Origin of the sequence: Vibrio panuliri (assembly GCF_009938205.1) — a bacterium.
In the GTDB taxonomy this organism is placed as follows: Bacteria; Pseudomonadota; Gammaproteobacteria; order Enterobacterales; family Vibrionaceae; genus Vibrio; species Vibrio panuliri.
Map to the genome: position 1 here is coordinate 2,212,568 of NZ_AP019654.1, position 21,699 is coordinate 2,234,266.

The following is a 21,699-nucleotide window of genomic DNA, read 5'->3' on the forward strand; positions in this document are numbered from 1 at the left end:
CATAATTTAAAAAGGTTCTAACAAACTACTTAAAAAAGTAGCGTCAGTAGATTAGTTGCAAGCGTCTTTTAGTGCTTTACCCGCTTTGAAAGAAGGTACTTTCGCTTCAGCGATTTGGATCTCTTCGCCAGTTTTTGGGTTACGACCAGTACGAGCTGCGCGAGTACGTACGCTGAAAGTACCGAAACCGACTAGAGCAACTTGGTCGCCAGACTCAAGCGTGCCACTTACCGCTTCGATAAATGCGTCTAGTGCGCGGCCAGCTGCTGCTTTAGATAGATCTGAGTTTTCTGCAATTTTTTCTACTAATTGAGTTTTGTTCACGGTGATTCCCCTTTACGCCGTCAGTTATTATTTTGTAAGACGACTTTTCGTTCCATTTCATTTTAAAATTCAGCCTTAGCCCTTGATATACAAGGGTTCAAGCTACAGTCGCTAACGTTAGCGTCCAAAAAAAACGCTGACAAGCATTTTTCTGCTTATCAGCGTAATCTTTTACTTATTTTTGCTGCACATCACTATTTTTCTACAGCAAACTCCACACCTGATGGATCTCTTTCCAACGCAACGCTCAGAACCTCATCAATCCACTGTACTGGAATAACCTTCAAGTCTGCGATCACGTTCTCAGGAATCTCTTCCAAATCACGCTCGTTGTCTTTCGGAATTAGCACAGTTTTGATGCCGCCACGATGAGCTGCGAGTAGTTTTTCTTTCAAACCACCAATCGGTAAAACTTCACCACGCAGGGTAATTTCACCCGTCATTGCCACTTCGGCTTTCACCGGATTACCCGTTAAGCTAGAAACCAGCGCGGTGCACATTGCAATACCCGCACTTGGACCATCTTTTGGCGTTGCCCCTTCAGGAACGTGGACGTGGATATCGCGCTTCTCGTAGAAATCTGGGTTAATACCCAGTTTTTCTGCACGAGTGCGCACGACCGTCATCGCTGCTTGAATCGACTCTTGCATCACGTCGCCTAGCGAGCCAGTTTGCACCAACTTGCCTTTGCCAAGCATAGACTCAGTTTCAATCGTCAGTAGATCGCCACCCACTTCTGTCCATGCAAGACCTGTCACTTGACCAATACGGTTGCGGTCATCGGCTTTACCGTAATCATGGCGCTGAACACCTAGGTACTCTTTTAGGTTATCCATTGATACCGTCACTGATTTCAGCTCTGGATTCAATAGAATGTTCTTCACTGCTTTACGACAGATCTTAGAGATTTCGCGCTCTAAGCTACGTACACCCGCTTCACGCGTGTAGTAACGAATAATGCCGATGATTGCCGAGTCTTCAATCACAATCTCGTTTGGCTTAAGACCGTTGCGCTTAACCTGCTTCTCAACAAGGTGGCGCTTAGCAATATTAAGCTTCTCATCTTCGGTATAACCAGAAAGACGAATCACTTCCATACGGTCTAGAAGTGGACCTGGAATGTTCATTGAGTTTGACGTCGCAACAAACATCACGTCTGACAGATCGTAGTCCACTTCCAAGTAATGGTCGTTAAACGCATTGTTTTGCTCTGGGTCTAGTACTTCAAGCAGAGCCGATGATGGATCACCACGCATGTCAGACGACATTTTGTCGATTTCATCCAACAGGAACAGTGGGTTTTTCACACCAACTTTCGACATTTTCTGGATAAGCTTACCAGGCATTGAGCCAATGTAAGTGCGGCGGTGACCACGGATTTCCGCTTCATCACGCACGCCACCAAGCGCCATGCGCGTGTATTGGCGACCAGTAGCCGATGCAATCGAACGTCCAAGTGACGTTTTACCCACACCCGGAGGACCAACAAGACAAAGGATCGGACCTTTCAGTTTGTTGATACGATTTTGTACCGCGAGATACTCTAGAATACGTTCTTTGACACGCTCTAGACCGTAGTGATCTTCATTTAAGATCTCTTCCGCTTTGGCGAGGTTTTTCTTCACCTTGCTGCGCTTGCTCCAAGGCACACCCAACATCCAGTCAATGTAGCCACGAACAACGGTTGCTTCTGCCGACATAGGCGACATCATTTTTAGCTTTTGCAGTTCTTGCTCGGTTTTTTCACGAGCTTCTTGCGGCATCTTTGACTCGGCGATTTTCTGCTTGAGGGCTTCGAACTCATCGATACCATCTTCACCTTCACCAAGCTCTTTCTGAATCGCTTTCATTTGCTCATTCAGATAGTACTCACGCTGAGATTTTTCCATCTGCTTTTTCACGCGAGTGCGAATACGCTTTTCAACTTGAAGGATGTCGATTTCAGATTCCATTTGTCCCATTAGGAACTCTAGACGCTCTGACACATCTAGGATTTCAAGCACCTTTTGCTTATCGACTAGCTTAAGTGGCATGTGCGCAGCAATGGTGTCCGCAAGACGGGCAGCTTCATCGATACCATTGAGTGACGTTAGCACTTCAGGTGGAATCTTGTTGTTTAACTTGATAAAGCCTTCAAACTGGTTAATTGCGCTACGAACAATCACTTCTTGCTCACGCTCATCTAACTCGTTAGTTACGAGGTATTCAGCGTCAGCAACAAAGAATTCGTTGTCGATAAATTGATGGATTTGAGCTCGCTGCTGGCCTTCTACCAGCACTTTTACCGTGCCATCAGGCAGTTTTAGCAACTGTAAGATAGTCGCAACGGTTCCAACCTCAAATAGGTCATTTTTGCTTGGCTCGTCGGTTTCCGCTTCTTTTTGCGCGACCAACAACACTTGCTTGTTGGCTTCCATTGCAGCTTCAAGACAGGCAATAGATTTCTCACGACCAACAAACAATGGAATTACCATATGCGGGTAAACTACTACGTCTCGTAGAGGTAGTACGGGGATCTCGATACGTTCGGAACGTTCCAAGTTCATATTATTCTCTCTTCCGCTTAGTCTTATGAGCAGTATATGGGGGCTAATTGGTTGGAATCAATGGAGGAATAAAAAAAAGGAGGACTTGCGGCCTCCTTTTTTGATAACAATTGCTATTTAGCGAGTTACGACTCAGCACCTGCTGCTTGGTTGTCTGAATTGCTGTAAATCAGCAAAGGTTCAGATTCACCGTTAATCACTGATTCATCAATAACAACTTTGCTTACGTCGTCCATTGATGGCAGTTCGTACATAGTCTCAAGTAGTACTGCTTCAAGAATAGAGCGTAGACCACGAGCACCGGTTTTACGTTCCATTGCTTTCTTCGCAATCGCACGTAGGGCATCTTCGCGGAACTCAAGCTCTGAGTTCTCCAGTTCAAATAGGGCTGCGTACTGCTTGGTCAGCGCATTCTTTGGTTCACAAAGAATTTGAATTAGCGCTTCTTCATCCAGTTCAGTCAGTGTCGTTGTAACTGGTAGACGACCGATAAACTCAGGAATCAGACCGTATTTCACTAAATCTTCTGGCTCAACTTGAGTAAACAGTTCACCAACTGTTTTGTTCTCGTCTTTAGAACGCACTTCCGCGCCAAAGCCGATACCTGCACCAGTAGCAACACGTTGGTCGATCACTTTATCTAGGCCAGCGAATGCACCACCACAGATAAATAGGATCTTAGACGTATCAACTTGCAGGAACTCTTGTTGAGGGTGCTTACGGCCACCTTGAGGTGGTACTGAAGCTACCGTACCTTCGATCAGTTTTAGCAACGCTTGCTGAACACCTTCACCGGATACATCACGAGTGATAGATGGGTTTTCAGCTTTGCGTGAAATCTTGTCGATTTCATCAATGTAAACAATACCACGCTCTGCTTTCGCTACGTCGTAGTCACATTTCTGCAGGAGTTTTTGGATGATGTTTTCAACGTCTTCACCTACATAACCTGCTTCTGTCAGGGTAGTAGCGTCTGCCATTGTAAATGGTACATCCAAGAAACGCGCTAACGTTTCTGCTAGCAAAGTTTTACCACTACCGGTTGGACCGATTAGTAGAATGTTACTTTTACCTAGCTCAACACCTTCGCTCGTAGTATCACCATTGCGTAAACGCTTGTAATGGTTGTAAACGGCTACGGCTAGCACTTTTTTAGCGTAATCTTGGCCAATCACATAATCATCAAGGTGCTCACGAATCTCGCGTGGCGTAGGCAACGCTTCAGACTGTTTCTTAGGAAGCACATCTTTGATTTCTTCGCGAATAATGTCGTTACATAGGTCGACACATTCGTCACAAATGTAGACTGACGGGCCGGCGATCAGCTTGCGAACTTCGTGCTGGCTCTTACCGCAGAAAGAGCAGTACAGAAGCTTACTACTACCGCCCTCTTTGCTTTTATCTGTCATTCGCTAACCTCTTAGCCTTAAATCTATACGCTTTGAGTGTATATCAATTTAGGGCAAAATGCCCCCGCGAATTGAGTGAAAGCTCGTCTCAATTCGGCTAAATTGCACTCAAAGACCGTTTTATTAACCGCGATGGGTCAATACTTCGTCAATAATACCGTATTCAGCAGCTTGTGCAGCAGACATAAAGTTATCACGATCAGTGTCACGCTCGATAACTTCCATCGGTTGGCCTGTGTGCTCAGCAAGCAAGGTATTCAATTTCTGTTTGATCGAAAGAATCTCTTGCGCGTGGATTTGAATATCCGATGCTTGACCTTGGAAACCACCTAGCGGCTGGTGAATCATCACTCGTGCATTTGGTAGAGCAAAACGCTTACCTTTTGCGCCGCCTGCCAGCAAGAATGCTCCCATTGAACACGCTTGACCAGTACAAAGAGTCGCAACATTAGGCTTGATAAACTGCATGGTATCGTAGATAGCCATACCCGCCGTTACACTGCCGCCTGGAGAGTTGATGTATAGGTAAATGTCTTTGTCTGGGTTTTCAGACTCTAGGAAAAGTAGTTGGGCAACAATCAGGTTTGCCATGTTGTCTTCAACTTGACCAGTCAAGAAGATGATGCGTTCTTTAAGCAAGCGCGAGTAAATATCGTAAGAACGTTCACCGCGGGAAGTTTGTTCAACTACCATCGGCACTAGTGCATTCATGATAGTATTTTGTTCTTGGTAGCTCATATTCTGATGTCCCTAAAATAAATGGCCCGGATGATTAATATCATACGGACCATTGTTAGCAGAATAGTTAACGTCTAGTCAACTTTTCTACGCAAGATCTTGCTTATTAAGCAGGTTGGTTCATTAGCTCGCTGAAGCCAACTTCTTTTTCAGAAACCTGAGCTTTAGCGATGATTGCGTCAATTGCTTGCTCTTCTAGAGCGATATTGCGCATGTTGTTCATCATTTGCTCGTTTTGCTCGTAGTAAGCAACAACTTCTGATGGATCTTCGTATGCAGTTGCCATCTCTTCGATTAGAGACTTAACTTTAGCGTCGTCAGCTTTTAGCTCTTCAGACTTGATTACTTCACCTAGAAGTAGACCAACAACTACGCGACGTTTCGCTTGCTCTTCGAATAGCTCACGTGGAAGCTGAGCAGCAGCTTCTGGGTTGCCACCGAAACGTTGAGCCGCTTGTTGACGAAGAACATTGATTTCTTGGTCGATTAGCGCAGCTGGTACGTCAGTGTCGTTTTCTTTCACTAGACCGTCGATAGCTTGCTCTTTGATGCGGTTCTTAACAGCTTGCTTAAGTTCGCGTTCCATGTTCTTACGAACTTCAGCTTTAAGTGCGTCAACGCCACCTTCAACAACGCCGAATTTAGCAACGAACTCATCGTTTAGTTCTGGAAGTTCACGAGCTTCAACTTTGTTCACTTTGATTGCGAACTTAGCTGCTTTACCTTTTAGGTTTTCAGCGTGGTAATCTTCTGGGAAAGTTACGTCGATTTCGAATTCCATACCTTTAGTTTTACCTTCGATACCGTCTTCGAAACCTGGGATCATGCGACCTGCACCCATTTCTAGTGGGAAGTTCTCAGCTTTACCGCCTTCGAACTCTTCACCGTCGATAGAGCCAACGAAATCGATCGTTGCGCGCTTACCAGCTTCTGCAGCTTCTTCAACTTCAGTCCAAGTTGCTTGTTGCTTACGTAGAGTGTCGATCATCTCTTCAACGTCAGCGTCTTTCACTTCTGCTTGTGGTTTTTCTACAGTGATGTTCTCAAGACCTTTTAGTTCGATCTCTGGGTACACTTCGAAAGTTGCAGTGAACTGTAGGTCTTCGCCTTCTTTAGTTGCTACTGGAGCGAAAGTTGGCGCGCCTGCTGGGTTGATTTTTTCTTTAACGATCGCTTCGATGAAGTGACGTTGCATAACTTCACCCATCACGTCTTGACGTACTGCTTTACCGTACATCTGCGCAACCATTTTTAGAGGCACTTTGCCTTTACGGAAACCATCGAAACGACGGTTTTTAGCGATGTTGCGTAGTTCAGCTGTTACAGCGTCTTCGATGTTTGCAGCTGGAACAGTAATGTTTAGACGGCGCTCTAGGCCTTCTAGCGTTTCAACAGTAACTTGCATTATTCATTAACCTCAATACTGGCTCAGTATGGCTGAGCGTATGAGTTACCTAAGCGTAGCTTGGTAACTGCATCCTTGTTTGTACTCTAAGAGCACCTTTAAATTCGAGCATCGGTAACGTGAATTCGTTACCGAACTAATTAGCGATATCTTTTGCCGAATGGCTAAAGGTATCTCCGATTAGTCTCAGGACATAGATTTAGACGCAGCATTCTAACGACCTTGACTAGCACTGTCGAGCCGAACCCCTGCTAACATCTGCGAATATCCTAAATTCTCTACTGAATGCTACAAATTTGAGCATTTCAGCTGACGTGGTACCAAAACACTAAGAAGGGTCATTCAGTATTCTGGGGAGAGATTTCCAACCGTGTCAGAAATGGGGACATTAATGTGTTTTTCAAGAGAAACTAGCCTTTTTTTTAATTCAAGTAATAAAAGGAGATCTAAGTCCGGTTTTGCCGCCCAATTTGTTAACCTATCACAACACCTCAGTAACAAAAAAAGTTACGCTAAGGGGGATTGGATTTGCGCCATTAAGCTAGCGTCCTTCTCTCGATAGGCAGGCGCTCCACTTAAGGATAAGGATTTCGCATGCGCTCAAACCGACGCACTTTTTTGTACTTACTAGTGCTATTTCTGTTATGTGCCATTCTCGGTGGGCGCTGGGTATGGAACACCAGCTATCAAAACCAACTGTCACAACATCAGTCGCAGTTGGATCGTTTTTCGAGTCATATTGCTACCAAGCTGGACAAATACGCCCACTTACCTAAGTTGCTCGCCCAAGATAGAGACATCATTTCCGCTCTTCTCACTACGCACAATTCAGCACAAATCGACGTCACCAATCGCTATTTAGAAGATGTAAACCAAGTCATCAGCGCTGCCGACACTTATTTGCTGGATGCCCAAGGCACTACTATTGCGGCAAGCAACTGGAATATCGACCGCAGCTTTGTCGGTAGAAATTTCGCATGGCGTCCCTATTTTTATCAAGCAATGCAGGGCGAAGCGAGCCAATATTTTGCCCTTGGTTCAACCTCGGGACAGCGTGGCTATTACTATAGTTACCCTGTGGTTTACGCCGCTGAAATAATCGGTGTTATCGTGATAAAAATGGACCTTTCCGCCATCGAAGGCAGTTGGCAAAGTGAGCGCAACTTGTTTGTGGTCACAGACCCAAACAACATTATTTTTATGTCGAGCAACCCGAAGTGGCTATTCCATAGTTTCAGTGATTTGTCGCCTCAAGTGAGACAGCAAGTTCTTGCCAGTCGCCAGTACTTAGACACCGAAATACGCTCACTTGGTCTGCTTGGTGACCTAAGCGTGGCACAATCGGAACTAAGCAATCTGCGTAAAGGCGGTGGACAGGGTGATTTCATCGTTACCTCTCGACCAATTGACAAGTTGCAACTCACTATCCGCGTGCTAACGCCTAAACACACCATCTTATGGTCAACCCTCAGTTTTCTATTAGTCTTGACGTTGGTTTTTGCTATCGCATTTCTGTCGCTACAGTTGGTGCTACAAAAACAGTTGAAGCAGCGACAGTTTGAACAAATCCAATCGGAAGCGAAGCAAAAACTTGAATTTTTGGTGATGGAACGTACCGCAGAACTGCATGCAGAGATCAATGAACGCACCCGAACAGAGCAGATGCTTAGGCAGACTCAGAATGAGTTGATTCAAGCCGCCAAACTCGCTGTACTGGGTCAGATGTCTGCCAGCATCAGTCATGAACTCAATAATCCCCTTGCCGCAATTCGTAGTTTTGCTGACAATGGTCGACGCTTTTTAGCCAAACAGCAGACCGAACGGGTCGATGATAATCTCAGCCGAATTTCCGCCTTAACTGAACGCATGGCAAAGATCAGCGACCAACTTAAATCCTTCACCCGTAAATCCGATTCCCAAGAGCGACAAAAACTCGCTCTGACCCCAATGATAATCTCAGTCAAAGAGCTGATTGCTCCTCAGGTGAAATCACAACAAGCCAGTTTGTCGATAGATACACCAGACACGCCAATTTTCGTTACCGTCAATCCAATTCAACTCGAACAAGTCATGGTTAATTTGCTGACCAATGCCATTCAAGCCGTCAGTGATTCTCCTCGCCATGATGTGGCGTTAACCGTCGAAGTCACCCCAAAGATGGTCATGATCCATACCGATGACAGTGGCGAAGGTATTGAACCTTCACAGCGACAGAAATTATTCGAACCTTTTTATACTACTAAGAAAAATGGCTTGGGGTTGGGGCTCTCTATCTCGCAGCAAATTCTTGCCGCGATGGATGGCGAGCTCACCATTAGCACTTCGCCTCTCGGCGGAGCCAGATTCACCATCACGCTGCCGTATAAGGATAAATAATGGAAGACATTTTCTTTATTGATGATGAGAGTGATATTCGCGTTGCAATCGAACAGAGTTTCGAACTGGAAGACCTAAGCGCACGCTTTTTTGCTGACGCCGAAAGTGCTTTGATGGCCATCAAAGAATCAGGGATGCCGAAAGTCGTGATCACCGATATCTGCTTGCCAGGACTCTCTGGAGAAAATTTGCTAAGCAGCATATTGCATCAAGATCCCGATGTGCCGGTTATTTTGATCACTGGTCATGGAGATATCGCCATGGCTGTCAATGCACTAAGAAATGGGGCATACGATTTTATCGAGAAGCCGTTCGCTATCGACCGTCTAATTGACACCACAAGGCGTGCGATGGAGAAACGTAACTTAACATTGGAAAACCATGCTCTTAAACGCAGTCTTAAAGCCAGCCAAACTCTAGGACCAAGGATTATTGGCGATAACGGCCATATTCAAGCCTTACGCCAAACCATTTCTCATATCGCCGATACCAATGCGGATATTCTCCTATTTGGCGAGACAGGAACAGGCAAGGAGTTAGTCGCACGTTCAATTCATGAGCAAAGCTCGCGTCGTGAGCAAAACTTTGTCGCAATCAACTGTGGCGCCGTACCGGAAAACCTGATTGAAAGTGAACTGTACGGACACGAAAAAGGGGCGTTCACGGGTGCTGATAGCAAGCGGATTGGTAAGTTTGAACATGCTCACGGTGGCACGCTATTTCTCGATGAAATCGAAGCCATGCCGATGCAAGCCCAGATCCGGTTATTACGCGTGCTTCAAGAACGGGTGATTGAACGAGTCGGCTCGAATCAACTCATCCCCATTGATATTCGCGTGATTGCGGCAACCAAAGTCGACTTGAAACACGCAGCAACAAAGGGCGAGTTTCGCCAAGATTTGTATTACCGCCTCAATGTAGTCACGCTTGATTTACCGCCACTGCGCCAACGCAAAGATGACATTCCTGCCCTATTCCACCATTTTTTACTGGTGGCAGCAGCACGCTATGGAAAGGATGCGGCTTCGATACCAAGTGCAGACTTAAATACACTTGTAAGCCATGATTGGCCGGGCAATGTTCGTGAGCTACGCAACTGCGCCGAACGCTTTGTATTACTTGGGAAGTTGGGAGAATTGTCTGCAAGTAGCAATGATGGTGATGGGATATCTCCCCTCGCTCAACAAGTTGCTGACTTTGAAAAGATGGTGATTGAACAAGCTCTATCGTCAAATGAGGGGCGCATCAACGAAACCATGCAACAACTGCAAGTGGCGAGAAAAACACTCTATGACAAAATGCAAAAATACGGTCTAGATAAAAGTGACTTTAAAGAGTAGTCGCAACCAACGAAAGGTATGTTCACTGGCAAGGCGACGGTATTTACTGTTCGCCCTTGGCAGGGAAAATGTGCCCTTGCTGAAGGTGAACAAAATCAAGCAAATCATCACTGGAAACGTCATAAGCTTGGCCAAATCCTTTTACGTAGCGCCCTGACTTCGGTATGAGTCGGTAAAGATTAAAGTCTCCAAGTTGACTCAAGCTCGCGATGATATCACCAAAACGTCTGTCTAACGCCGCTAATCCTTGGTGCCATTGTTCACTCTTCCTCTCAATCAGTTGAGCCGTGGTATCAAAGGTCAGGCGCTTACGAGCATATATCTGCTTTGCCTCGGTTTCATCCTCAATCATCAAGATAGATACGTTTGGATTAACTTTCAGGTTTTGTCCGTGGGCAGCGATATCACTGACTAGGATATAGTAACCTTGGCGGTCAAATGCGAACGGTGCGTATGACGCATTCGCCATACCTTGAGCGTCGATGGTTGCCAATTGCAGCGTCTGTCTTGAATCTCGAAACTGCTGAACTTCTTCACCCAAGCGACTTTGCAAACGAGCTCGGCGCTCAGCCTCTTCTTGTGACTTTCTATTTGTTGGCTTGTTGTCTGAGTTCATACAGTTTGTTCCTATTCCATTGGCGAGAAAGTGACACCGAAGCGGATATCATGCCTTATTTGAGAGTATAACGACCTCAATGTTAGATGCATTTTGGCCCCTCCTCAACTCAGCATTCACGCGACTGAATTAGTGGTGATTTTGCCAGTTCTTCACAACTCTTCCATACTTAAACTTCATGTTATCGACGAAAGGACGAGCCTATGGGTGAAAGAATTAAGATCAAAGCCATCGCCGAAACAACTCTGATTGACGGCGTGTATCAAACAGACAATCGCAGCGGGAAAGATAGAAGAAAAAATCGCCATATAAAATGGCGATTTTATGAAAGGCGACAAGGGAGTGACCCCCGCCACCCGCAAGCAAAACAGATTGATGAGGAGGTGTAGCCCTCACCTCTGCTTAATTACTTGGTAATAATTTCAGGCCCCATCAGCGTGGTTGGCAGCCATGTCGAAACCCAAGGAACATAGGTAACGATAATCAGGAAGAGGAACATCACCCCAACCCAAGGTAGCGCGGCTTTCACGACCTGCATCATGGACATTTTCGCCACACCCGCTGTCACAAATAGGTTAAGCCCAACTGGTGGCGTTATCATGCCGATCTCCATATTCACCACCATCATAATACCCAAATGAATCGGGTCGATACCAAGCGCGATAGCGATCGGGAAAACCAATGGTGCGACAATAATCAGTAGCCCCGATGGTTCCATAAACTGCCCACCAATTAACAGCAACACGTTCACCACGATCAAGAAGGTGATCGGCCCTAACCCCGCCGACAACATTGATTCGGTGATCATTTGTGGGATGCGTTCTTCGGTCAGAACATGCTTCAAGATCAGTGCATTAGCAATGATAAACAGCAGCATAATGGTCAATTTGCCCGCTTCATACAAAGTGTGTTTGGTGTCTTTATGTACAAAGGCTTGGACGATTTTGACCAATACAGGCTTAGTATTCCCTTTGTCAGCGAATGGTCCCATGTCTTTATAGACAAAATTGGCGATAAAGAATGAGTATACCGCTGCCACGGCTGCCGCTTCCGTTGGCGTAAACACCCCGCCATAAATACCACCGAGGATAATCACCACCAGCAACAATCCCCAACTGGCATCCTTGGCTGCGGCAAACATTTCACCCCATCCAACAAACGGCTGCTTCGGTAGATTCTTGACTCGCGCAGCAATGTAAATGGCGATCATTAGCATCACACCAGCCAATAAGCCCGGAATAACCCCACCAAGGAACATCCGACCCACTGATACATCGGTCGCCGCGGCGTAAACAACCATTACGATGGATGGGGGGATCAAAATACCCAACGTTCCGGCATTACAGATTACGCCCGCGGCAAACTCTTTGGAGTAACCATTTTTAATCATACCTGCGATAACGATACTACCTATCGCAACCACGGTGGCAGGAGAAGAACCCGACAGGGCAGCGAACATCATACATGCCACCACCGACGCCATCGCTAAGCCACCACGGAACCAACCAACCATAGCGATAGCAAAACGAATGATCCGCTTTGCCACCCCTCCAGTTGACATAAAACTTGACGCTAGAATAAAGAAAGGAATAGCCAAGAGCGTGTAGTGCCCAGCAAAGGCGTTAAAAAGAGTCTGAGCGACTGAAGCTAATGACGCATCCGAGTGCATCATTAAGAACAACATGCTCGATAGACCAAGCGATACAGCGATAGGCACCCCAATCAGCATAAAGCCGACCACCATAACGAATAGCAACAAAATATCCATTGGTTAGCTCTCCTTGCCGTTTTTATTGTCTTTGGTATCCAGTGCATCCGCGGCATCGGCCATTTCGGCTTTGAGCGCTTCGAGGTCTTCTTCCGCTTCATGCCCTGCGATCAAGCGATCCAACTTGCCCGTCGCAATCTGCCAAGTCACTTGTATAAAACGGAAAGTGAGCAAAGCCATACCAATAGGCAGTGCCATATAAGGAATAAAGCGTGGCATTTTTTCGTAACGCTCACCCTCATTTAGCCAGTCCGCTAAAAACTGCAGCACTTCTGGCATAGGGATATCATCGGTTTCGTACCATGCTCGATCTGTGACAAATGGAAACCAATAGTTCCAAGAGCCAATTAATAACAAGATGGAGAACGCTAAGCAGCAAGCTGCGGCGAGTAAGGCGTAAACCTTACGTAGGTTATCTGGTGCCATATTAATGATGACATCGACACCAATATGAAAATGTTTTTTGACACCATATGAGGCGCCAACTAACACCATCCAAGCAAACATAAACACTGTAAGTTCAAGCGCCCAGAGTATGTTGTCGTTAAACACGTAGCGTGAAATGACATTGGCAAAGGTCAATAGCGTCATTGCCCCAAGGAAAAAGGCTATTAAAGACTCTTCAATGGCATCAGTTACCCGTCCAACTCTGGCAAAAAATGACTGTTCCATAGTTAATCGCTTCTTAATTGTTTCCCTAAAAGAGAAAGAAAAAAATGGCCCTTTTCCCGACAAAAGGGCCTAAATTGTTGTTATTAGTTATTAGAATCCAGTGCTGCTTGAATAAGCTCAGAGCCAATGTCTTTCTCGAACTTCGCCCAAACAGGTTGTAGAGCTGTAACCCACTGTTGACGTTGTTCTGCCGTTAAAGAACGCACCACGCCACCCGCTTCGATAATATTGGCTTTATTTTGGTTATTGACCTTAGTCGACTCGGCATTACGCGTTGCCGTCACTTCTTGAATAATGGTATTGAGCTGTTCACGCTGATCGTCTGGCAAACCTTTCCAGAAGTCAGTTGAGGTCACGACTAGGTAATCAAGGATGCCGTGGTTGGTTTCCGTGATGCCATCTTGGACTTCAAAGAACTTCTTGCCATAAATGTTTGACCAAGTGTTCTCTTGCCCATCAATAACTTTGGTTTGTAGACCGCCATACACTTCTTTGAATGACATCTTCTGAGGGTTAGCGCCAAGTTGTTCAAACTGAGCAACCAATACATCTGACGCTTGTACTCGGAACTTCAATCCTTTCGCATCTTCCGGAGTCAATAACGGTTTGTTCGCAGACATTTGCTTCATACCGTTATGCCAAAACGCCAGACCTTGCAGACCACGACGATTCATTGCATTTTTTAACTTATCGCCAGACTCCGAGTTTTGGAAACGATCCACCGCATCGACATCTTCAAATAAGAAAGGAAGATCGAAGATACGGTACTTTTTCGTGAACTTTTCAAACTTAGAGAGAGAAGGAGCAGCAAGTTGCACATCACCGTTCAGCAGAGCTTCGAGTACTTTGTTGTCATCATAGAGTGTTGAATTTGGGAAAACCTGCATACAGACTTTGCCATTCATCTCATCGTTAACACGCTGCTCAAGAAGAGAAGCGGCGATGCCTTTCGGGTGCTTATCTGTATTAGTCACGTGACTGAACTTAATCACGGTTTCACCTGGGTCACAGGCTGCCATGACATTAAAGCTCGTAGCTGCCAATACGGATACAGATAGTAGGGTCAAAGGCTTAGACATTGTTATTCTCCTTGTTAAGTAAACAACCCCATCACTGGGTGTTGATACTTAACTAAGGGCAAAATGCACGCCAAAATAGTTAATGCAATGTAAATTTATTGTTTTACAGTTAGTTACACGGGCTTGTTTGCGTGATAAGAGCCTGAATAAACAGGCAAGCAGTGAATAATGGGTGATAATCCACCCATTACTATTTAACAAATGGGTAACTTTCCCCACGTAATCGTCCGCTAAGAGGAGCAGCTAATCTCCATTCCTTTTCCCCAGTCTGGTGGTAGATTGGCATAGTCTTGATAAGCGAAATGCTCATCGTACGGATGAGCTAACAACAAGGCTAAGGCGTTGACTTGACTAAAATCCCCCTGTTCGGCTTTCTCTATCGCCAACTGAGCAAGGTAATTACGCAGGACATACTTAGGATTAACGCTTCGCATCTGCTGACAGCGCTGCTGTGGTGAAACTGGTTGACCGACATTGTCGACTTCTAGGGTCGTGCGTTCTAGGTAGCTATCTAGCCATTGCTGCGCTCGCTCGCGGTCAACAAAGAGATCTACCACTGCAGAACCATCACCGCTATCAAGATTCGACAGTTCACGCATAAAGCGTGGATAATCGACATGGGTCGTCTCAATCAAAGCAAAAAAGGAGCTAAAGAACTCACCATCATTGGCACAAACGGTATGTAGGCCTAGCTTGGCACGCATTTGTTGACTGTAGTATTGCTGTAAGCGCGGTTCATACTGCGCCAATATTTGCTCTACTTCAGCCTTATCGATCAATGGAGAAAGCGCATGACCAAGTGCACTCAAATTCCATAACGCCACCCGTGGTTGCTGATTGAACGCATAACGCCCTTGATAGTCTGAATGGTTGCAAATGTAACTTGGATCATAATCATCCAAAAAAGCGAATGGACCATAATCAAAGGTTTGACCAAGAATAGACATATTGTCGGTATTCATGACGCCGTGACAAAATCCGACCGCCTGCCACTGAGCAATCATTAACGCCGTGCGCTCCATCACCTCTGTAAACATCGCTGCATAAGGGTTTTCTGCACTCGCCAACTCAGGCCAATACCAGTCAATCACTTTGTCTGCTAGCAACTTAAGTTCAGCCATTTGATTGGTATAGAAAAAATGCTCAAAATGACCAAAGCGAACATGGCTTTCCGCCATCCGCAATAGTAGTGCTCCCCGCTCTTGCTTCTCGCGGTAAACTGGCGTGTCACTCTCCAACATACCAAGCGCGCGGGTTGTCGCGATTCCTAAACCGGCCATTGCCTCACTACACAAATACTCACGAATTGTGGAACGCAACACGGCTCGTCCATCTCCCATACGTGAATACGGCGTTAGCCCTGCCCCTTTCAAATGTAAGTCAAACAATTTGCCCTGCTTATCGGCCACTTCACACAACAACAGACCTCGTCCATCCCCCAGATCAGGGTTATATACGCCGAACTGATGCCCTGCATACTTCATTGCTAAAGGGGTAAAATGGTCAGGAACAGTTTCTCCGCATAACTGTTGTTTTAAAGCATTTTGAGGAACATCAGTCGGAAATCCGAATTTATCAGCAAGTTGACTATTCCAGATAATCCAACGGGCATTCTCTAGTGGTTGAGGATTGACTAAGGTAAAGAAGGATTGCGGAAGTTGGGCAAAACGATTTGAAAATTTAGGGGATGATTGGTTAGCCATTTATCGTCCGTTTAAACGCTAATACAGACTTAAAATTAGCAAAGAAAGCAGGTGGGTGCTAGCAAATATCGTGGAAAAGTTAGTACCCACACACTTGTTATGGCAATTAAAATCTATCAATTAACCATTAAAAAGACGCCGAGAATACCTACTAAAGAAAAAAGGCAAGTACGGCTAATCACTCCAAAATTGGAAGGTTGTATCATTTCTTGTTCTCTCATAACCACCTCACTTAATATGACATCTTAATTACAATAATATGAAAATTTGGCTAATTGACAATCAGATTAATGATGAATTTTTTGTGACACTACTTGAACAAGATCACAATAAGTCAGTCGAAAACACTCCAATCAAGTGAGTTAATTAATTATTTTACAGGTTTAATTTAAATGCTTCTGCCAAATGCTAGTTTTCAAACAGATAGTCTAACCCATTAGCAAAAGTTACACGCCAACTGTAATAATCATGCCCACTCGCCAGTTCGTCAAACTTCACATCATACTGCTTGTCTTGCAACACTTTATAGAGCTTACGATTAGTCTCAATAATGCTTGCTCGGTCTGGTTTGAGTTCAAACAATCCAGCATTCATGTAAACCTTAATTGAGTTCTGAGGAGAGTGGCTAATTTGATCAATTAACCATTCCTTTTGCAAACGACTAGGGGCCCACCAAAACGAACCCGACTGACTCAATACGTTGCCAAATATCTGCGGATATTGATGCGCAATATACATAGAAGCCAGACCGCCGTAACTCGACCCAGTTAGAATGGTTGTCTCTGCCTTTGGTTCAATTTGAAATTCTTGCTTTAGCCATGGGACTAACTCTGTCGCTAAAAATTTGGCAAAGTCCTGATTAGGCGGAAGTTCCTTTCCTCGCAATTTGTTGGTGGGATGGTTAATAAACACTGCGCGTAAAGGGGGAATTTCCCTAGCTGCAATTAAGTTGTCAAGAATCGTTGGCGTTGGCACTCGCGTTAAATATTGGTCACCATCAAATACGATTAACAACGGAGCATCTCTTTCTACACGATGAGTCGCATTCGGCAAATAGACCTTGATTGAACGCTGGTTGGCTAACACTCGACTGTCAAATTGATAAGTTAAAACCTCCCCACTCGGTGCCCCACTCTCTTTGGTGTATTGGTCTGAAGGGACATCTCCAAATTCCAGCGTAGATGCATCACCAAACTTGTCCTGACTCGCAGCAAATATAGGTCGAATGTTCAGAGGGTCAGTTTGAGCGGTAGCTAATACAGCTCTGCGCTGTTCAATCCATTCCAAACTTGATAACTGAGGTACATTGGGAGCAAAACGATATGACATTCGCGTGCCATTGGGCAGTTGATAGCTTTTATACCATACACTGCTCTCCCCTAGCCTAGATAGGTAGACGTGGCCATCATAAGGTGCACCAAATAATCGAACGTTATTCTCATCACCACGCCATAGAAAAGTCACTATGGCACTACCGTCGATATTGGGTTCGACAAGAGGTGTTCCTTTGCTTTTTATTTGTTGCCAAAAAGTTGTTTCATACTCAGGATCAATCTGTAGTTGCTTTTCCAACGCCATTAATAGTGGGCTAATGAGTGCTTCCTTAGGATTAACGTATTGATCTGACTTGAGTGATTTTTCATTTATCTTGATAGTCACTCGGTTATCTTTTTCAATTGAGTCAATCTCTAACGTATATAAACCCGGCTGTTTAACAAACCAAAAAAGCTCGCCATCACGTTGACCATAGTCGACTATCGTTTTAACGACATTACCGTCGACATCCACAATTTTCGCTACACCCAAAGGACGCTCACTCTCAATGCTACCGCGGAAATAAGCCATTTCATCAACATGGATTTCGGCAGTGTAAGCATCAGAAATAGTCACTGTTTGTTCCATCAAATCAGACGCATGCACTGCAGTTATACTCAAAGACGCAAAGAGACCGGTCAAAAAAGCCTTCATGTTAATAATTCTCAATATCATTAATAAACTCAAGATTATAAACATTGCCAGAGCTAATGATAGTGACATCCCTGATTAACTCTGTTAGTTGATCACATTGCACAATGAAAACCGAGGATGAGTTACAGTCCATCATATTTATTTATAATGTTTATTTTCCAATAATTTGCGAAAAAACAACTCGCTCGCTATGAGTAAATCGATATTCAAAATTCTTCGCTGTGACGTTTATTGAGTGGCGCAATGCTATAGGGAGTGCTTGGTTATTTTCAGTTAAAATTTGCAAAAACTCTTTAGTGGAAAGGTTGCGTACTCGCTTTATATATTTATCAAAACCTCCGACATCGGCCATAGGAGTTGTGATGTCATCGCATGGTCGATATTGACTTTGAAACTTCGCTTCACTCACTTGATAATCAATATCTTCAAATCTCAATGCAGCAGCATCAGGAATAGCTTTTACTCGGAGTTTTCCTTGCCGTTTTTCCCAACTAACGGCACAAACAGAGAGAGTAAATAGGGCTGGAATATCTGCCGTTTTTCGCGGTTGAGTCCAGTTTCCTCGCGAAATTTCACGACATAACGAAGCGAGCGATTCCTCATTCACATTCTCATAGGTTACTAGTCCTGCTTGACTTGAGTAACTTAGCTTTAGCGTATCCAGCAAATAATAAATATGCCCAGTAAAACGCCAGGTTTGAGGTTGGCAGGCCGCGACAACGGCATCATTTCTTTGATGGATTCTCGGCTCTCTTTTCATCAAATGGCCCATAATCTTGCGCATTACCTCTCCTCATATCACAAATTTCACCTAATATAGATCCAAATGATAATAATTACCATTACGATTTATAAGCAACTAGGTATAAGTTGCTAAAACAATCATGTGAAATAGAAAGTAAAGGAGAAACCTATGAGTTTCATCGTCGGTGTGAGGAATTTTCTGCTCAAGATCCTCTATAGAATCGCACGCCCAATAATATTCTTAATGGATCCAGAAGATGCACACTACATGTTCAAAAAAGTGGGTGTCTTTCTCGGCTCAAACCCTATCACCCGTTCAATCACCTCATTGTTGTTCAATTATGAGCATAAAAGCCTCAATACCACTGTTGATGGTATCGAGTATCGTAATCCAGTCGGTCTATCGGCGGGTTTTGACAAAGATGGCGAGCTAACCAGTATTTATCCTTCGATTGGATTTGGATTAGCTGAATTGGGTTCATTTACTGGCGAGGTATGTCCCGGAAATCCAGGAAAACGACTTTTCAGAATGGTTAAATCTAAATCTATATTAGTTTGGTATGGATTAAACAACCAAGGTGCAGAGAAGATATCCAGTCGATTACGTGGAACAAACTTTGGGAAATTAAGAGTCGGTATTAATGCTGCGAAATCAAATATTACCCCTGAGTTCGATTTACAAGACTCAATCGATGACTATGTAAAAACGATGCAACTATTCAAGGATATTGGCGATTATTACACTATCAACATTAGTTGTCCCAATACTCAAGATGGGGAGCCATTTGTCGACAAAAATAACCTTGATGCTCTATTAATCGCCGTCAACCAAAACCGCGTTGACGGTCGCCCCATCTACGTTAAACTCGCAGCGGATCTCGAGTTGGATGAAATTAACACTATCGTTGATTGCTGTGTCGCGCACAAAGTTGACGGCGTAGTATTAACCAATCTCGCAAAACCAAGCCACAATCAAGAATTTATTAAACAAGAATTGCCCTATCATAAAGGCGCAATGAGTGGCTTACCATTACAGAGAATCTCAACCAACGTTATTCGTCATGTATATCGACGGACTCGTGGCGAACTCACTATCATCGGGGTTGGTGGGGTATTCAGTGCTAAAGATGCTTACGAGAAGATTACTTCTGGTGCGAGTTTACTGCACATGATTACCACCATGATTTTCGATGGCCCCCAGAATATCAATGAAATCAATCGCGGCTTAGTTAAACTGCTTCAAGAAGACGGGTTTAAATCAATAGCGGAAGCCGTTGGTTCCAGAAACCCTTTACCAAAGCAAAAGCATGAACCAGCCAGCGAAGAAGTTAAAAACGTTGCATAGCTATATCGTTGTTTAAGCTTCCTTCGTTGAAAATGCCAGCAAACGCTGGCATTTTTTAATTAGGAAAGTTCTTCAATACGCTGCGCTCGCTTTTTCACCCGCTCAGCTTGTCGAACTTGCTCACTCACCTTACGCGCTTGCTGCGTAGAACGCTTAACTTGCTCTTTTTTCGCTGACCATTGGCGATTGAGTCCCTCATACTTGGCAGAAAGCTGCGCCTTTAGCTCCTGTTTTGCTTTCACCTGCCCTTCCTTAAAGTTGGTTTGGAGTTGACGATACTGCTCGGTTAATTGCTTAGCCTGCGCTTTTTGCTCATCACGACTGTTATCATAAGCAAGAGAGATGGATTCTAGTTGCTTAGCCGCATCTTCAATCGCTTGTGAAAACTGAGGATAATTGGCCTGTTTAATCTGCTCTTGACGCTGCTTGCTTGATGATTTTACCCCGTCCGTTTGCGTTTTTTGCTCTGCTTTCTGCTGGTCAACAGTCTGCTTGTATTGAGCATTTACGGCATCACGACGCTGTTTGTAGTCATCTCGAACTTGGTTTCTTGCCGTTTTATACGACTCTTTATCCAACGACGCTTTTTTCTCATTCAGTATGTTTTTCTCTTCACTCTTCAGAGCAGATATCTGGGCCTTTTTCTCATTCGAAGCCTCCGCTTTCAACTGTTTATAGCCATCTTTAAGTTCCGCTATTGCCTGCTTGGTCGTTTGTTTTTCTTCATCAAGCAACTGTTTAATATGTTCTTTTTGTTGCTTTTCAATACTTTTTATCTGCGAGCTAAGGTCCTTTTTCTGTTCTGCCAGCTGTTGACGCTTTTGCTCGAAACTCTGTTTATTATCTTTGAGAGCTTGCTGATAACGCGTTTCTTCTGTGGCGTAAAATGCTTTTTTCTCTTCATCAAGCTTTTGCGCTAACGTCGATTTTGCCTGATTGCTCTCTTGTCGCATCGCAAACTGCTGCTCTTGCAACTGTTTAAGTTCGTGCTGCAATGTTTCCAATTGCGCCTGCACTTGTTTGAGTGACGCGCCATCTCGTTTAATCGCTTGGTCGGCAATCTCTGCGACATCATCTAAATTGCGCTGCTTAACCAGTTGATGCTGGGATTTCATTGCCTGCAACGCTTTCGCGTGTTGGTTATTCGCATCTCTTAAACGCTTGCTATTAAAAATCGTTGCAAACTCATCCTTTGAGTCTTGATAATCAACAAAGACAAGTGCGCCTTTAAACTTATGGTTGTCACCAGATTCAATGAAAGGCGTTAGATACGCTTTGCCATCAATTGTCCCTAAATAAGCCAATAGATCCTTATCACCCACATACTCAAGCTCAACCTCGAGTCGATACTGCTTGATCTCGCTTTTCTCCGAGCCGAGTGATTGACCTAGCTTGTGTGCCAATAACCACTCTTTATCGACAGGCATCTCTTTACCAATATCGACATCTACTACTTCCCAATCGGAATAATGCGAAATATCGTTCTGAATCGATTTTTCCAGCTCTGAGCCACTGGGTAAACCTGAACCAAAAAAGGCATAACTGGGAGCGGAGAGCATCGAGCACGCGGTTAATATCGATAATAGAGTGTGTTTGAAGTGCATCTTGGAGTCCTTTACAGAATAGCGTGCTAGGACGTCCGATCTTGATTCAATCTCTGCCCTGA

17 protein-coding genes are annotated in these 21,699 nt (G+C 44.6%); 4 read left to right on the plus strand and 13 right to left on the minus strand.

The features are described 5' to 3' along the window. Positions 1–51 precede the first annotated feature (51 nt). The 5 genes from GZK95_RS10030 to tig form a co-directional block, all read right to left on the minus strand. Positions 52–324, minus strand: a complete 273-nt coding sequence (locus tag GZK95_RS10030; protein WP_075708272.1) for an HU family DNA-binding protein — start codon at positions 322–324, stop codon at positions 52–54. A 194-nt stretch (positions 325–518) separates the two neighbouring features. Further along, positions 519–2,870, minus strand: a complete 2,352-nt coding sequence (lon, locus tag GZK95_RS10035; protein WP_075708274.1) for an endopeptidase La — start codon at positions 2,868–2,870, stop codon at positions 519–521. A 125-nt stretch (positions 2,871–2,995) separates the two neighbouring features. After that, a complete protein-coding gene (clpX, locus tag GZK95_RS10040) occupies positions 2,996–4,279 on the minus strand; it encodes an ATP-dependent protease ATP-binding subunit ClpX (protein ID WP_075708276.1) in 1,284 nt (427 codons plus the stop codon). Positions 4,280–4,402: 123 nt separating this feature from the next. Beyond that, the gene (clpP, locus tag GZK95_RS10045; protein ID WP_075708278.1) at positions 4,403–5,017 is read right to left on the minus strand and encodes an ATP-dependent Clp endopeptidase proteolytic subunit ClpP; all 615 of its coding nucleotides are present in this window, start codon (positions 5,015–5,017) and stop codon (positions 4,403–4,405) included. A gap of 106 nt (positions 5,018–5,123) precedes the next feature. Next, the gene (gene tig / locus GZK95_RS10050; RefSeq protein WP_075708280.1) at positions 5,124–6,422 is read right to left on the minus strand and encodes a trigger factor; all 1,299 of its coding nucleotides are present in this window, start codon (positions 6,420–6,422) and stop codon (positions 5,124–5,126) included. Between the two features lie 594 nt (positions 6,423–7,016). On the opposite strand from tig, the gene GZK95_RS10055 reads away from it, so the two are divergent. After that, a complete protein-coding gene (locus tag GZK95_RS10055) occupies positions 7,017–8,798 on the plus strand; it encodes a sensor histidine kinase (RefSeq protein ID WP_075716562.1) in 1,782 nt (593 codons plus the stop codon). Further along, positions 8,798–10,138 carry a sigma-54-dependent transcriptional regulator gene (locus tag GZK95_RS10060; RefSeq protein WP_075716561.1) on the plus strand — a complete coding sequence of 447 codons (1,341 nt, stop codon included), beginning with the start codon at positions 8,798–8,800 and terminating at the stop codon, positions 10,136–10,138. Before GZK95_RS10055 ends, GZK95_RS10060 begins: the two co-directional genes overlap by 1 nt. Positions 10,139–10,181: 43 nt before the next feature. Here the strand turns inward: GZK95_RS10060 and hutZ are convergent, their stop codons facing one another. Continuing rightward, entirely contained in the window at positions 10,182–10,754 is a 573-nt protein-coding gene (gene hutZ / locus GZK95_RS10065) for a heme utilization protein HutZ (protein ID WP_075708286.1), read from the minus strand. Positions 10,755–10,957: 203 nt separating this feature from the next. Between hutZ and GZK95_RS10070 the strand changes: the two genes are divergently transcribed. Continuing rightward, entirely contained in the window at positions 10,958–11,143 is a 186-nt protein-coding gene (locus tag GZK95_RS10070; RefSeq protein WP_075716560.1) for a hypothetical protein, read from the plus strand. Positions 11,144–11,160: 17 nt separating this feature from the next. On the opposite strand, the gene GZK95_RS10075 is transcribed toward GZK95_RS10070, so the two are convergent. The 6 genes from GZK95_RS10075 to GZK95_RS10100 all read right to left on the minus strand — a co-directional run bounded on the left by GZK95_RS10075 (position 11,161) and on the right by GZK95_RS10100 (position 18,728). Continuing rightward, positions 11,161–12,522: a TRAP transporter large permease gene (locus GZK95_RS10075; RefSeq protein ID WP_075708290.1), complete on the minus strand. Its 1,362-nt coding sequence runs from the start codon at positions 12,520–12,522 to the stop codon at positions 11,161–11,163. Positions 12,523–12,525: 3 nt separating this feature from the next. After that, entirely contained in the window at positions 12,526–13,194 is a 669-nt protein-coding gene (locus GZK95_RS10080; RefSeq protein ID WP_075708292.1) for a TRAP transporter small permease, read from the minus strand. An 83-nt stretch (positions 13,195–13,277) separates the two neighbouring features. Next, complete coding sequence (locus GZK95_RS10085) at positions 13,278–14,273, minus strand: TRAP transporter substrate-binding protein (protein WP_075716559.1); 996 nt, start codon at positions 14,271–14,273, stop codon at positions 13,278–13,280. 230 nt (positions 14,274–14,503) lie between these two features. Beyond that, positions 14,504–15,976 carry a protein adenylyltransferase SelO gene (locus GZK95_RS10090; RefSeq protein WP_075716558.1) on the minus strand — a complete coding sequence of 491 codons (1,473 nt, stop codon included), beginning with the start codon at positions 15,974–15,976 and terminating at the stop codon, positions 14,504–14,506. A gap of 408 nt (positions 15,977–16,384) precedes the next feature. Beyond that, positions 16,385–17,866, minus strand: coding sequence for an enterochelin esterase (gene fes, locus GZK95_RS10095; protein ID WP_161987208.1), 1,482 nt, complete (start codon positions 17,864–17,866; stop codon positions 16,385–16,387). A 229-nt stretch (positions 17,867–18,095) separates the two neighbouring features. After that, a complete protein-coding gene (locus GZK95_RS10100; protein ID WP_083626431.1) occupies positions 18,096–18,728 on the minus strand; it encodes a hypothetical protein in 633 nt (210 codons plus the stop codon). A gap of 129 nt (positions 18,729–18,857) precedes the next feature. On the opposite strand from GZK95_RS10100, the gene GZK95_RS10105 reads away from it, so the two are divergent. After that, positions 18,858–20,033: a quinone-dependent dihydroorotate dehydrogenase gene (locus GZK95_RS10105; RefSeq protein WP_075716556.1), complete on the plus strand. Its 1,176-nt coding sequence runs from the start codon at positions 18,858–18,860 to the stop codon at positions 20,031–20,033. A gap of 59 nt (positions 20,034–20,092) precedes the next feature. On the opposite strand, the gene GZK95_RS10110 is transcribed toward GZK95_RS10105, so the two are convergent. Beyond that, on the minus strand, positions 20,093–21,637 hold the full coding sequence (locus GZK95_RS10110) for a coiled-coil domain-containing protein (RefSeq protein WP_151148844.1): 1,545 nt from the start codon (positions 21,635–21,637) through the stop codon (positions 20,093–20,095). Positions 21,638–21,699: the final 62 nt, after the last annotated feature.